The sequence below is a fragment of the Rhizobium lusitanum genome, from assembly GCF_014189535.1.
In the GTDB taxonomy this organism is placed as follows: Bacteria; Pseudomonadota; Alphaproteobacteria; order Rhizobiales; family Rhizobiaceae; genus Rhizobium; species Rhizobium lusitanum_C.
Map to the genome: position 1 here is coordinate 1701051 of NZ_CP050307.1, position 14056 is coordinate 1715106.

General features: G+C 61.1%; 12 protein-coding genes. 10 read left to right on the forward strand and 2 right to left on the reverse strand.

Features of this window, described 5'->3' with window-relative positions:
* Positions 1 to 17: 17 nt before the first annotated feature.
* The gene (locus HB780_RS10920; RefSeq protein ID WP_435693859.1) at positions 18 to 494 is read right to left on the reverse strand and encodes a MarR family winged helix-turn-helix transcriptional regulator; all 477 of its coding nucleotides are present in this window, start codon (positions 492 to 494) and stop codon (positions 18 to 20) included.
* Between the two features lie 262 nt (positions 495 to 756).
* Between HB780_RS10920 and HB780_RS10925 the strand changes: the two genes are divergently transcribed.
* The 4 genes from HB780_RS10925 to HB780_RS10940 all read left to right on the forward strand — a co-directional run bounded on the left by HB780_RS10925 (position 757) and on the right by HB780_RS10940 (position 5447).
* On the forward strand, positions 757 to 1944 hold the full coding sequence (locus HB780_RS10925; protein ID WP_183687620.1) for an ABC transporter substrate-binding protein: 1188 nt from the start codon (positions 757 to 759) through the stop codon (positions 1942 to 1944).
* 139 nt (positions 1945 to 2083) lie between these two features.
* Entirely contained in the window at positions 2084 to 3967 is a 1884-nt protein-coding gene (locus tag HB780_RS10930) for an ABC transporter permease (RefSeq protein ID WP_183687622.1), read from the forward strand.
* Positions 3964 to 4746: an ABC transporter ATP-binding protein gene (locus HB780_RS10935; protein WP_183687624.1), complete on the forward strand. Its 783-nt coding sequence runs from the start codon at positions 3964 to 3966 to the stop codon at positions 4744 to 4746. The genes HB780_RS10930 and HB780_RS10935 overlap by 4 nt, the downstream gene beginning before the upstream one ends.
* Positions 4746 to 5447 (forward strand): ABC transporter ATP-binding protein, encoded by a 702-nt coding sequence (locus HB780_RS10940; protein ID WP_183687626.1) that lies wholly within the window; start codon positions 4746 to 4748, stop codon positions 5445 to 5447. The genes HB780_RS10935 and HB780_RS10940 overlap by 1 nt, the downstream gene beginning before the upstream one ends.
* A 64-nt stretch (positions 5448 to 5511) precedes the next feature.
* Here HB780_RS10940 and HB780_RS10945 read toward each other — a convergent pair whose 3' ends face one another.
* The gene (locus tag HB780_RS10945; RefSeq protein WP_183687628.1) at positions 5512 to 6267 is read right to left on the reverse strand and encodes a GntR family transcriptional regulator; all 756 of its coding nucleotides are present in this window, start codon (positions 6265 to 6267) and stop codon (positions 5512 to 5514) included.
* Positions 6268 to 6396: 129 nt separating this feature from the next.
* On the opposite strand from HB780_RS10945, the gene HB780_RS10950 reads away from it, so the two are divergent.
* The 6 genes from HB780_RS10950 to HB780_RS10975 all read left to right on the forward strand — a co-directional run bounded on the left by HB780_RS10950 (position 6397) and on the right by HB780_RS10975 (position 14055).
* Positions 6397 to 7719: a M20 family metallopeptidase gene (locus HB780_RS10950; RefSeq protein ID WP_183687630.1), complete on the forward strand. Its 1323-nt coding sequence runs from the start codon at positions 6397 to 6399 to the stop codon at positions 7717 to 7719.
* 12 nt (positions 7720 to 7731) lie between these two features.
* Positions 7732 to 9282, forward strand: a complete 1551-nt coding sequence (locus HB780_RS10955; protein WP_183687631.1) for an ABC transporter substrate-binding protein — start codon at positions 7732 to 7734, stop codon at positions 9280 to 9282.
* A 119-nt stretch (positions 9283 to 9401) separates the two neighbouring features.
* Entirely contained in the window at positions 9402 to 10349 is a 948-nt protein-coding gene (locus HB780_RS10960) for an ABC transporter permease (protein WP_183687633.1), read from the forward strand.
* The gene (locus HB780_RS10965; RefSeq protein WP_183687635.1) at positions 10342 to 11172 is read left to right on the forward strand and encodes an ABC transporter permease; all 831 of its coding nucleotides are present in this window, start codon (positions 10342 to 10344) and stop codon (positions 11170 to 11172) included. Before HB780_RS10960 ends, HB780_RS10965 begins: the two co-directional genes overlap by 8 nt.
* Before the next feature lies 1 nt (position 11173).
* A complete protein-coding gene (locus tag HB780_RS10970) occupies positions 11174 to 12811 on the forward strand; it encodes a dipeptide ABC transporter ATP-binding protein (protein WP_183687637.1) in 1638 nt (545 codons plus the stop codon).
* A 23-nt stretch (positions 12812 to 12834) separates the two neighbouring features.
* Positions 12835 to 14055 (forward strand): M20 family metallopeptidase, encoded by a 1221-nt coding sequence (locus tag HB780_RS10975; protein ID WP_183687639.1) that lies wholly within the window; start codon positions 12835 to 12837, stop codon positions 14053 to 14055.
* The last annotated feature ends 1 nt before the right edge of the window (position 14056 follow it).

The following is a 14056-nucleotide window of genomic DNA, read 5'->3' on the forward strand; positions in this document are numbered from 1 at the left end:
CAGCATCTCACGCCGGTCTATTTCTCCGGCGCGCTCGATGATTTGTCATCATGGTAGGTCAAAATACGGCGCAGTAGATAAAGCAGGGCCACTCTTTCAGCCGGATTAAGGTCGGCCATGGTCAGCTCACTGATGAGGTGCGCCGCCGGTATCATCTCCTCCAGCAGGTCCTCCGCAGCCGGCGTCAGGGACATGATGATCTTGCGTCCGTCCTGCTCATCGCCTGAGGTCGTGATCAGGCCCCGCGCGGACAACCGTTCGATGATGCCCCGGATCGTGCCCTGATCGACGGCCGTGGCCTTGACGAGTTCGGTCTGGGAACTCGGCCCATGATCGCGAAGCGCGCAGAGGGTAACGAACTGAACGGAGGTCAGATTGGGGTCGGAGGCGTTGTCCTGGAAGATCGAAAGATGCCGCTGATACACCCTGCGCAGCAGATGGCCCACCTGCTGCGTGACATCATAGTCATCCGTATCCGGCCTATCGTGCTTCACATCAGCCACCCGTTGCCAAGATTAGTGTGTATACGCGAATTTCCATGTTCTCCGAACAATTGGCAAGCTGGAAATGCGGGGTTTTTGCGCAATTTTGCCTAAAAAATACACAGAGAAAGATCTTGCATTTATAGTGAACACACCAGATCATATCGTCAGGCGACAGGCTATGGATCGCGATTGCACGCGCTCGAAATTCGATGCCGCCGATGACGTGCCGTAATAACAAGAATCAAAACAGATCAATCCAGAGAGGACGGAAATGAGAGGACTTTTTGCGATTATGGGTACGGCCCTTTGTCTGGCGGCCGGAACACAGGCGATGGCTGGCGAGATCAAGGTCGGCGAGATCAACAGCTATTCCGCGCTACCCGCATTCACCGATCCCTATAAAAAGGGTTGGCAGCTGGCGCTTGACGAGGTCAATGCGGCCGGTGGCATCAACGGCGACACGCTGGTGATCATTTCCAAGGATGACGGCGGCAAACCCGGCGACGCGCTGACGGCTGCCAACGAGCTGGTCGCAAAGGAAGGGGTGGTGATGATCTCCGGCTCCTTCTTTTCCAATGTCGGCATGGCTGTTGCCGACTTCGCCAAGCAGAAAAAGGTCTTTTACCTGGCGGGCGAACCGCTGACCGACGCAATGATCTGGTCGAAGGGCAACGATTATACCTTCCGCCTGCGTCCGCCGAATTACGTGCAGGCCGCCATGCTCGCGCAGGAAGCCGCCAAGCTGCCGGCGAAGCGCTGGGCGACCATCGCGCCGAACTACGAATACGGTCAAAGCGCCGTGGCGGTGTTCAAGGAACTGCTCCAGAAGGCCCGGCCCGACGTGGAGTTCGTCGGCGAGCAATGGCCGCCGCAGGGCAAAATCGATGCCGGCTCCGTGGCGCAGGCCATCGAGGCCGCCAAGCCGGATGCGATCCTTAACGTCGAGTTCGGTGCCGATCTGGTGAAGCTCGTGCGCGAAGGCACGACCCGCGATCTCTTCAAGGGCCGCTCAGTGGTTTCCTTCCTGACCGGCGAGCCGGAATATCTCGATCCGCTGAAGACCGATACGCCGGAAGGATGGATCGTCACCGGCTACCCTTGGTATTCCGTCGATACACCAGCGCATAAGGCCTTTCTCGACGCTTACCAGAAGCGCTACAACGACTATCCCCGCCTCGGCTCGGTGGTCGGCTATGCGCTGGTCAAGTCGATGGCAGCAATTCTCATCAAGGCCAAGTCGACGGATACGGACGCGCTGATTGCCGCCGCCAAGGGTATTTCGGTCGATACGCCGTTCGGCCCGATCACCTATCGTGCCGCGGATCATCAATCGACGCTCGGCGCCTTCATCGGCAAGACCGCGCTCAAGGATGGAAAAGGCGTGATGGTCGATTTCCAGTACCATAGTGGCAACGACTTCCTGCCGAGCGAGGCCGACGCCGCCAAGCTTCGCCCCTAACAGAGCCGTCGAAGGCCGGCGGTCGCGGCTTCATGCCCTTCCGCCGGCGAAACGGGCATACATTCCGTCATAAAGCATAGCGCCGGCATTCGCTCCGTGGATCGAATGCCACCCTTGTTAAATGGGCAGGGAGCCTCCGTTGGACCTTTATTTTCTGCAGTTCCTGACCGGGCTCTCCAATGCCGCCTCGCTGTTTCTGGTGGCATCCGGGCTATCGCTGATCTTCGGTGTGACCCGCATCGTCAATTTCGCCCATGGCGCCTTTTACATGTTGGGCGCCTATATCGCCTATAGCCTGACGACCCGCTGGGAGAGCGCCTTCGGCTTCTGGGCAGCACTGCTTGTGTCTGCCGCCATTGTCGCTGTCTGCGGTGCTCTGCTGGAAATCCTGCTGCTGCGCCGTATTTACCGTGCTCCCGAACTGTTGCAGCTTCTGGCCACCTTCGGCGTCACGCTCGTCGTCGAGGACGGCGTGCGGCTGATCTGGGGACCGGAAGATCTCGTCGGGCCACGGGCACCGGGATTGTCCGGCGCCGTCCAGATCCTCGGCCGGCCCTTTCCCGCCTATGATCTCGTGCTCATCGCGCTCGGACCCGCCGTTCTCGGCCTGCTGTGGCTGCTGCTTCACCGCTCGCGATGGGGCATTCTGGTGCGTGCCGCCACCCAGGACCGCGACATGGTCAGCGCGCTCGGCGTAAACCAGAAATGGCTTTTCACCGGGGTCTTCGCGCTCGGTGTCTTCCTGGCTGCCTTCGGTGGTGGCCTGCAAATTCCGCGCGATGCCGTCACGCACTTCATGGATCTCTCCGTCATCACCGAAGTGTTCGTCGTTGTGGTGATCGGCGGCCTCGGCAGCATCGGCGGCGTATTCCTGGCCGCCATCGTCGTCTCCGAGCTGAACGCCTTCGGCATCCTGGTGTTTCCGGGCATTTCCCTCGTGCTGATGTTCGTGGTCATGGCGGTCGTCCTTGTCCTGCGTCCCTGGGGCTTCTTCGGCAAGCCGCTGCCGGTGTCCCGCGCAGGCTATGCGGCAAGGACGACGTGGCAACCACTTGGTCCACGCAGCCGGGCCGCCGCCGGCGTGCTGATCCTTGGCGCGGTCCTGTTGCCGCTGGTGCTCGGCAATTACGGCCTCGGTGTCGCCAGCGAAGTCCTGATAGCCGTGATTTTCGCCACCAGTCTGCAGTTCATGATGTCGGTGGGCGGGCTGGACTCCTTCGGCCATGCGGCGAGCCTCGGCCTCGGCGCCTATGGAGCCGCATTGTCGGTCCAGTGGCTCGGCGCGCCAATGGAGCTTGCCCTCATCATCGGACCTGTCGTGGCGGCTGCCATATCGCTGGTCTCGGGGTGGTTCTGCGTCCGGCTGTCCAACATCTATTTCGCCATGCTCACCCTGGCCTTCGCCCAGATTTTCTGGTCGATCGCCTACCAATGGGTCGACGTCACCGGCGGCGACAACGGCATCGTCGGCGTCTGGCCGTCCGACTGGGCAAGCGGAGCCAGGGCCTTCTATTGGCTGGCGCTGGCGGCGGCAGTACTGTCGGTCGGCTGCATCCGGTATCTGACTTTTGCGCCGTTCGGCCATGCCCTGAGAGCCCTTAGGGATTCACCGCAGCGCGCCGCGGCAACCGGCATTCCGCGCCGTACCGTCCAGCATACGGCCTTCGTCGTCTCGGCCTTCTTTGCCGGCCTTGCCGGCTCGCTTCTGGCGTTTCAGAAGGGAAGCATCTTTCCCGACGTGCTCGGTATTCCGATGTCGATCGATGGGCTCGTCATGGTGCTACTCGGTGGCTTCGGCACGGTGTCGGGCGGCATCGTCGGCGCGATCGTCTACAAGACCGCCTCCATCTGGCTGATGAGCAACACCGATCTCTCCCGCATGATCCTCGGTGGCCTTATCATCCTCCTGGTCGTCGCCTTTCCGGAGGGGATCGTCGGAACGCTGGGCCGCATATGGGGAGCCCGCAAGCGGCAACCAGCAATCCTTTCACAGCCGGTCGCCAAAATGGGGGATGCGCCATGAGCCAGCCGCTTCTGTCGGTATCGCATCTGAGCAAGAGCTATCAGGGCGTCAAGGCGGTCACGGACGTCTCCTTTTCGCTTGTTCGTGGCGAGTTGATGGCGCTCATCGGCCCGAACGGTGCTGGAAAAAGCACCTGCTTCAACATGCTAAACGGGCAGATCACACCCGATGCAGGGTCCGTAACCCTCGACGGGCTCAACACATCGGGCCTTTCACCCGCCCGGATCTTCCGCCTCGGCGTCGGCCGGACATTCCAGATTGCGGAAGTCTATCTCTCCATGACGGTTCGCGAGAATGTCCAGGTGGCGATCCTGTCCCATGCCGGACATCTCTCAGGATGGACCGGCTTTTTCGGGCGGCTGGACCGCAAGTTCCGTCGCGAGGCGGAAGAACTGATTGGCCTGATCGGTCTTGGCGACCAGGCCGATCGCCCCTGTCGCGAACTTCCCTATGGCGACGTTAAACGCCTTGAGCTTGCTATTGCGCTGGCGGGCGACCCAAAGCTGTTGCTGATGGATGAGCCGGCCGCCGGAATGGCTCCGCGGGAACGCATCGAGCTGATGAAGCTGACCGCCCGGATTGTCGAGGAAAGACAGATCGGCGTTCTCTTCACCGAGCATGACATGGATATCGTCTTTGAACATGCGTCGCGGATCATTGTGCTCAATCGCGGTGTGATCATCGCGGAAGGATCGCCCGAGGCGATCCGGACCAATGCCGATGTCCAGGCCGTCTATCTCGGCTCCGGCCTGCTTTACGCCAACAGATCGGAGGGCTGATGCTGGAAGTATCGCGTCTCAATAGCTGGTACGGACCCGCGCATATCCTGTTCGACGTGGAGTTGCAGGTCGCCGAGGGCGAGGTCATCGCCCTGCTTGGCCGCAACGGCGCCGGCAAATCGACGACCTTCAAATCGATCATGAGCCTGCTCATGTCGAAACAGGGGGAGGTCCGGTTTCGCGGCGAGGATATTTCCAGGCTCGCTCCATTCGACATCGCACGCAGGGGGCTCGGTTACGTGCCGGAAGACCGGCGCATCTTCACTGGACTGACAGTGGAGGAGAATCTCGAAGTCGGACGGCAGGCGGCGCGCGACCAACACGCGGTGTGGACGCCTGAGCGCATCTACGAGATTTTCCCGAACCTCGCCGACATACGCAAGAGACCGGCCGGCAACATGAGCGGCGGCGAGCAGCAGATGCTGACCATCGGCCGAACCCTGATGGGCAATCCCCATTTGATCCTGCTAGACGAACCATCCGAAGGGCTGGCGCCCAAGATCGTCGAGCAGATGGCGGATGCTATCGTCACGATGAAGCGCGAGGGGCTGTCCATCCTGCTATCGGAACAAAACCTGCATTTTGCCCGACTGATATCCGACCGCGCCTATATTCTGGAAAAAGGCGGGATCCGATATTCCGGCACCATTGCCGAACTTGAAAGCCGCGAGGATATTCGACAGGCCTATCTCGCGATGTAACTGGCGAATATGGGGCGCGTGTTAGGTCAGCCCTTCTCCTCGCCCGTGTATTTCCATACCCGCCTTACTGCACTTCATGCACGTAGCGGTGGCTTCTGGTCGTCGCCCGATGTCGCGCAACAAGAACGGGGACGGCGGACTGATCATAGGCCACCTCGTCGATCGTCAACGCGGCATCCGGCAAGTTGAGCTGCAACAACCGAGCATCTTCTTCCGTCGCAAGCGTTGCCGCGATCTGTTCGCGAACCGCGGAAATGCGAATGCCGTAGCGATCGAGAAGAAACAGATAGAGTAGCGCGGGAATATCCTCTTTTCGTTCGGGGAATCCGGGCAGTAGGTGCGCCGGAAGCGTGATGATCTCGTGCATGACCGGCACTCCGCCGACGCTGCGCAGGCGGTGAAAAGTGATCACCTCCGTCGCGCTTTCCACTTGCAGGCTCGCGCATTCATCCTGGCTGGCCTGACGCTTCTCCAGGGACAGAATTTCCGAGGTGGAATTCTGCAACGAGCCGTCGAGGCCATGAAGACGGAAATACTGAAAGAAGAACCGCAGGCTGTGCTGTGGCGTACGTCCTGTCACGACCGTCCCCGTCTTGCGCCGGCGGCTCAACAACCCCTCATTGGTCAGATCCGCCAAAGCCCGTCGGATGGTGCCGACTGCGACGCCGAACATCTGCGAGAGCGCAATCTCGCTCGGCAGGGTCGTTCCCGCCGGCCATTTGCCCATCATGATCGCTTCCGTGACCTGCCGTTTGACCACCTCGTAAAGCGGCAGGGAAAACTCCGACGCTCGCGATGTGTCTGCTAAAAAATTGGGCATTTCGCGCAATTAATTGCCTCTTATTTGGAGTTGACTCGCGAAAGGCGAGGAAGCATCATTACTATATAGTTTATATGAATACGAGAGCAGAGTAAGTCTCCATTCTGCGCGTCTTTTTCGGAACTCAACGTGAGCAATCAAGCCTTATCACCCCAGTCGATATCATTTGCAAACGCCTTGACGGCAATCGAACGCGATGTCGAAAAAGCGGTCGAGGATCTGGCACGGATGATTGCCATCGACACCTCCTTTCCGCCCGGCACGGGCTACCCCGCCTTTGCGGATCTGATGGAAGACCTGCTGAAGCCACTGGGCTTTCACACCAGACGCGTCACGGTGCCGGATGAGCTATGGCGTGTCGCCAATGGCCCAGCTTGCGGAGAGCGCGTCAATCTGATCGCCGAGCGTCCGGCAAACAAGCCGGTGTGCGGCCTCTACTATCATGTCGATACCGTTCCCGTGGCTCCGGGCTGGCAACGCCATCCGCTGCGGCTGACGCGCGAGGGAGAGCAGCTTTTCGGGCTGGGTGCCGCCGACATGAAGGGCACGATTGCCGCGACATTGCTTGCGCTTCGCGCTGCCGAGGAATGCGGCGTCGAGCTTGCCTACGATCCGATGCTGTTGCTGTGCACGGACGAGGAAGGCGGGCTTTATCCCGGCATCCGTTACCTCGCCGAGCAGGGCATGCTGAAGGGACACATCATCAACTTCAACGGTTCGGCCGCGCCGCGCATCTGGGCCGGCTGCTTCGGTGTCTTTAATCTACAGATCACCATCAAGGGGCATGCCGTTCATGCCGGCGAAGGCAATCGCACCGGTTCGGGCGTCAACGCCATCGAGGGCGCCCTTCCCCTCCTCAATGCATTGCAGGCACTGAAGCCGAAGATCGCCGCTTTCGAGTCCAAGCTGCCTCCACCGCCACATGCGAGCGGCCCGCTACGACCGCAGCTGTCCATATCCGCCGTCAACGGCGGCACGTCCGGCGGACAGGTTGCAGCCGAGATCAAGATTCTCGTCAGCCGCCGCTATGCCCCCGAGGAAAGCTACGAAGCAGCTCGTGCAGAGATCGAGGATCTGGTGCGCGCCTGCGTGGCGCAAACGCCGGGCCTTGAGTTCGACATCGATCTCGTCGGCCATCTGATCCCGACGGCGGATCCGGATGGTCCCCATTGGCCGCGCTGGCAGAAAGCGTTGAGCCTCGGCTTCGGCTATCAGCCCTCCGACTTCAGCAAATGGGGCGCGGCCAGCTGCTCGGATTTCGGTTACGTGCAACAGGCGGGTGTCATGCAGGAGATACTGCTCGGCGGGCTTGGCCGTCCCGAAAGCTGCATCCACAGCCCGGAAGAACACACGACAACGACGGATATCATCGCGCTGGCACAGAGCATTCTCGCCTATCTCGCGCGCGATTTTTCCGCCGATCTCATTCCTGAATACTCCGCGTCAAAATAAGGGGAACACCAGATGCTGAAGTTGAACCGACGTTATTTTCTGGCCGGAACGGCAGCGCTGCTGACAGCACCGTCTCTCGGCCTTGCCCAAACCACCACGCCCGCCAAGGGAGGAACCTTGCGGATCTCCGTCGATCAGGCGGCGAGCGTGATCCATCCGCTTCTGACCCGCGTCAATCCCGAATACATGGTCACCGAGCTGCTCTATAGCAATCTGACCCGGCTGAAGGTCGACATGACCATCGAGCCGGACCTTGCCGAATCCTGGAGCGCCAACGATGCGCTGACCGAATGGACGTTCAAGCTTCGCAGCGGCGTGAAATTCCATGACGGCTCGCCCTTCACCGCCACCGATGTCGTCGAGACCTTCAAGGCGATCCTCAATCCGAACAATGCTTCGCCGGCGCGCAACAATGTCGGCCCGATCGCCGATGTCACGGCTGCCGACCCTCTGACCGCCGTCTTCAAGCTCTCAGGCCCCTATGCCGACTTCCCGGTCGCCATGGCCTATACGGTGGCCCGTATCATTCCCGCCTCGATCGCGACCGGCGATTTCAAGAAGCTGTCGACGACAGCGAACGGTACCGGCCCCTTCAAGCTCGTCTCCTATGAGCCCGATCGCCTGATCGTCGTCGAGCGCAATCCGGACTATTACGATCCGAAGCGCCCCTATCTCGATCGCGTGGAAATCCAGGTCTTCCCGGATACATCCGCGCAAACTTCGGCGCTTCTGGCCGGCGACATCGACATCGTCTCCACGGTCCAGCCCACCGAATATCTGCGCATGAAGGATGCCCAGGGCGTCAATGCGTTGCGCATTCCGTCCGGCCAGTTCTGCAACATCAATTTCGGCTGCGACACCAAGCCCTTCAACGATCCCCGCGTCCGGCGTGCCCTGGCGCTGACGGTCGACCGGCAGGCCATGGTCGATTTCGTCACCGAAGGTTTTGGAACGCCGGGCAACGACACGCCACTGAATTCTTCCTACCACTTCTACACGGACCTGCCGCTACGCCAGGCCAATATCGAGGAAGCAAAGAAGCTGCTCACCGAAGCGGGCTATCCAGACGGGTTCGAAGCCACTCTGATCGCTTCCGACAAGCCGAGCCAGCGGACGCAACTCGCCGTGGCGCTCCGCGAAATGGCCAAGGAAGCCGGCATCCGGATCAATGTCCAGACCATGCCGCACGCCACCTATCTCGATCAGGTCTGGAAGAAGGGCAGCTTCTATGTCGGCTTCTACAACATGCAGCCGACAGCCGATGCCATCTTCAAGCTTCTCTACACCTCCGACGCAGCCTGGAACGAAACGCGCTGGAACAACGCGGCCTTCGACAAGGTCGTCAACGAGGCACGCGGGATCACCGACGAGGCCAAGCGTTCAGCGCTCTATGCGGAGGCACAGAAGCTGATGAACGAGGAAGTGCCCTCCATCATCCCGGTCTTCTTCGACGTCCTGGCGGCCAAGCGCGACTGGGTCTCGGGCTTCGAAGTCCATCCGCGCGCATCCGTCTTCCGCCTCGACTATACCGCCTTGACCGATAAGGCGCCGAAGCGGAGCTGACCTCGCTTAAGCTCGAAGTCGACATAGGCGTTGCGCGTCGTTTTCCGGCGCGCAACACAGCTCAAAGGCCGGCCGCGAGAAATTTGCAGCTGATCATAGGAACACCAGGGAACAAGCCCTTGTCACCGCACTATCTGATCAAGCGACTATTGATGATCGTTTACACGCTCTTCGTCGTGTCGCTCGTCGTCTTCGCCATTACCCAGGTCCTGCCGGCCGATGCCGCCGTGATGATGCTGGGAGAAAACGCCACCGCCGAGGCGCTGGACGCCCTGCGTCAGCAAATGGGGCTGAATGACCCCGTATGGCTGCAATATCTGCACTGGCTGGGTGGCGTCCTGCATGGCGATTTTGGCCATTCGCTGCGCACCGGCCAGCCCATCGGTCCCGTCATGTTCGAAGCCCTGGGACGGTCCCTGCTTCTCGCCTGCCTGTCGATCGGCCTGATGCTGGTGCTGGCCATTCCGCTCGGTGTTATCGCCGCGATGCGGCGCGGCCGTCTGACCGACATGCTGGTGAGCCTTGTGTCCTATGCGGGCGTTTCCCTGCCAGAATTCGTGACGGCAACGGTCGCGGTGCTGGTCGTCTCCGACTGGCTGAAATTACTGCCCGCGACCGGCTACGTGCCGCTCACCGAGAATTTCCTCGACGGCCTCGCGCATCTGGCGCTGCCAGTCTGCGTCATCTCCATCATCCTCATCGCCCACGTCTCGCGCATGGTCCGTTCGGAACTCGTCGATGTCCTGCATACCGACTATATCCGTGCTGCGCGACTGAAGGGTCTTTCCGGTTCACGCGTTCTGTTCGGTCATGCCCTGCGCAACGCGCTGCTACCAACCATCACCGTGGTTGCGCTCGATGTCGGCTATCTGCTCGGCGGCATCATTGTCGTCGAAGAAATCTTCGCCATTCCCGGCATCGGGCGGCAGCTGATCGTCGCCATCCAGACGCGCGACCTGCCCTCCATCCAGGCCGGCGTCCTTCTCATGGCGGCCACCTATTCCATCGTCAATTTCGCAGCCGACCTTCTCTATGCCTGGCTCGACAAGAGGATCCAATATGGTTGATCTTCTCAAGCGGCTGTTGCGCACGCCGCAGGGCGCCACTGGCCTGATCCTCATCATTCTGGTATTCATCGTCGTCGCATTTGGCCCGTGGCTCGCCCCTCGCGATCCGGAAGCCATGTCGATCCTTGCCCGTTACAAGGGACCGAGCATGACATTCCTGCTCGGAACGGATCAATATGGCCGCGATATTCTGAGCCGCCTTCTGATCGGCGCCCGCGCAACGGTAATCACGGCGGTCGTCGCCACGCTCGCCGGAACCTTTGCCGGCGCCCTCATCGGTACGGTGTCGGCCTATCTGGGCGGGCGTGCCGACGAGATGATCATGCGCACGATCGATGCCGTGATGTCGATCCCGAACCTTCTGTTCGCGCTTCTGATCGTCAATCTGCTCGGCTCCGGCAGCGTCAATGCGCTGGTGGCCGTCGCCGTCGCCTTTGCGCCCGGCATGGCGCGCATTACCCGCAGCGTCGCCCTTTCCATCCGCAAGCAGGACTATGTCAGTGCCGCCATCGCTCGCGGCGAAAGCTCGTCCTATATCATCCTGCGCGAAATGCTGCCCAACGTCATCGCCCCGATCATCGTCGAGACGACCATCCGCATTTCCTTCGCCGTCATGCTGTTCGCGACACTGAGCTTCCTCGGTCTCGGCGCGCAGCCGCCGGCAACCGAATGGGGACTGATGATCTCCGAAGCGCGCCAATACATGCATATCAGCGCCGGCATCTTGATCTGGCCGAGCCTGGCAATCGCAATCGTTGCCGTCGGCTTCAACCTGCTCGGCGATGGCCTGCGCGATGCCCTCAACCCGCGCACGGGAGGCTGAGATGAGTGAACCTGCACAGAACAGTGTTCTCCAGATCCGCAACTATTCGCTCGATTATCTGACAGTGAACGGTGTCTTCCACGCATTGAAGAACATCGATCTGGAGATCGGTGCCGGAGAAATACTCGGCCTTGTCGGCGAATCCGGTTCCGGAAAAACGTCGCTCGCCTGGTCGATCATGCGCTATCTGCCGGACAACGCCCGCGAAGTTGGCGGCGCCATCCGGCTGCAGGGCGAAGACCTCGCGGCGAAATCGCCGGCCGAAATCGGCCGCATGCGCGGCAAGCATATCAGCATGGTATTCCAGGACCCCGGCACCTCGCTCAACCCTACCCTTTCGCTCGGCACGCAGCTGACGGAGGCGCTAAGGCGCCATCGCGGACTTACGAAGAGACAGGCATGGAGCGAAGGCGAGGCTATGCTCGCCCGCGTCGGCCTGAAGAGCCCGGCGCAGATGATGCAACGCATGCCGCATGAGGCATCGGGCGGCGAGAAGCAGCGCGTCGTCATCGCGACGGCCTTTGCCTGCAATCCGCAATGCATCATCTTCGATGAGCCGACGACGGCGCTGGATGTTATCACCTCACGGCAGATCCTCGATCTGTTTCTCGATCTTCAGGCAGAGACCGGCGTCGCCTCGCTCTATATCTCACACGATCTGGCGCTGCTGTCCCGGACGGCCAAGCGCGTTGCGGTCATGCGGCGCGGCGAGATCGTCGAGCAGGGCGCCATTGACGATATCTTCAGGGCACCGCGCCAGAATTACACCAGAGAGCTGCTTGCCGCCGTGCCCCGGCCCGCCAACCGGCTGGTCGAGACGCGCCCCTCTTATCAGACCAAGCCGCTGATGGAGGTCGAGAATGTCAGCGTGCATTATGGCCGCAAGCCGTTTCTTTCGGCCTTGACGGGCCGCGCCTTCAAGCGCTTCACCGGCAATCGCGCCATCAGTCTCACTGTGCAGCCGGGCGAAATCCTCGGCATCGTCGGGGAATCCGGTTCGGGCAAGTCGACGCTAGCCAAGGCGATGACCGGGCTCAACCCTTTTGAGGGAAGGATGACCTTCGCCGGGCGGACGATCACCGGGCTTGCCGATATGGACCGGAGCTATCGGAGGGATGTCCAGCTGATCTTCCAGCACCCCGACGCATCGCTCAATCCCCGGCAGAAGATCCATGAAATCCTGTCACGGCCACTGAAACTCTATGGGGCGGATCAAGGCGGTTCACAATCGCAGCAGATCGGTGACCTGCTGGAACAGGTTCGCCTGCCGCGCACCCATGCCGACCGCTATCCGCATCAGCTCTCAGGTGGAGAGAAACAGCGCGTCGCCATCGCCCGCGCCTTCGCCTCGAAACCGAAGCTCGTCATCTGCGACGAGATCACCTCGGCGCTGGATGTTTCCGTGCAGGCCTCGATCGTGCAGTTGCTGCTGGAATTGCACCGTAAGCACGGCACAGCCTTTCTCTTCATCACCCACGACCTCAATCTCGTTCGCCAGATCGCCCATCGCATCGCCGTGATGTATCGCGGCGACCTTGTCGAGGTCGTACCATCAGACGAAATCGCCAGCCCTGACCGCGCCGCCTATACCCGCCAGCTCATTGCGGCGGTTCCGGCACTCGCGGGCACATCCCTGTAGAATTGCAGATCAAGGAGCATACAATGGACCCGAAATCGCTCGTCGGCAAAATCGACGAGAAGAGCTGCCTCGACTTCCTGTCGAACATGGTGCGCCAGAAGAGCCATTCCCAGACCGACGGCGAGCGCGAACTTGCCCGCATCATGGCCCGCGAGATGGCGGCGATCGGCCTCCAGTCCGAACTGCAGCCTTTCGAGGACGGTCAGCGCTTCAATGCTATCGGGCGCCTGAAGGGATCGGGCGGCGGCAAGAGCCTGCTGTTCAACGGCCATCTCGACACCAATCCGGTCACCGAAGGCTGGACGGTCGATCCCTGGGGCGGACTGGTTGATGACAAGTTCATCTACGGCATCGGCGTCTCCAACATGAAGGCGGGCGATGCGGCCTATTTCTGCGCCGTCAAGACGTTGCTGGACGCCGGCGTGAAACTCAAGGGCGATATCATCCTGACCTATGTGGTCGGTGAATTGCAGGGTGGCGTCGGCACGCTCGCGGCCATCCGCAGCGGCATCAAGGCCGACTATTTCATCAATAGCGAGCCGAGCGACCTTGCAGCCGTGACCATGCACGCGGCAGCACTGAGCTTCGTCATCGAGCTTACCGGCGACACCCGCCATCTCTCCAAGCGCGAGCAATCCGTCGATGCCATCGCCGCCGCCTGCGACATCATCCCGCGCATCAATGCCATGACCTTCAGCGGCGCGAAAAGCGACGTGCATCGCTCGATCAATCGCGGCCATGTCGGCGTCGTCCATGGTGCTCTCGGGCGCGATCTCGAGGAATGGCGTCCGCCGCAGGTCTCCGACTTCGTGCGCATCCGGGGCTCGGCCCGTTACGCGCCCGGCCAGACGCAGGAAGGCGTCCTCGCCGATCTCGCCGGCGAACTCGTCGAGCTCGAAAAGCGTTTTCCGGGGCTGAAGGCCAAGCTGGTTCCCGAGATGATCGAGGGCCGTCCGCTGATGCCGCCTTTCGAGGTATCGCCAACCTCGCGCATCGTCACATCGATCAATGCAGCCTACGAGGCAGTGCGCGGCGAGAAGCAGCCGACCGGTGCGATCACGCCGACCCGCTTTTACGGGACCGATGCCGGGCATCTCTATCACGAACTCGGCATGGAAGGCATCGTCTGTGGCCCGGGCGGGCGCTACAACACCATGCCGGACGAGCGCGTCGACATCGTCGACTATCTCGACATGATCCGCGTCTACATGCTCACCATTCTCGACATCTGCGAGATCGCCTGAG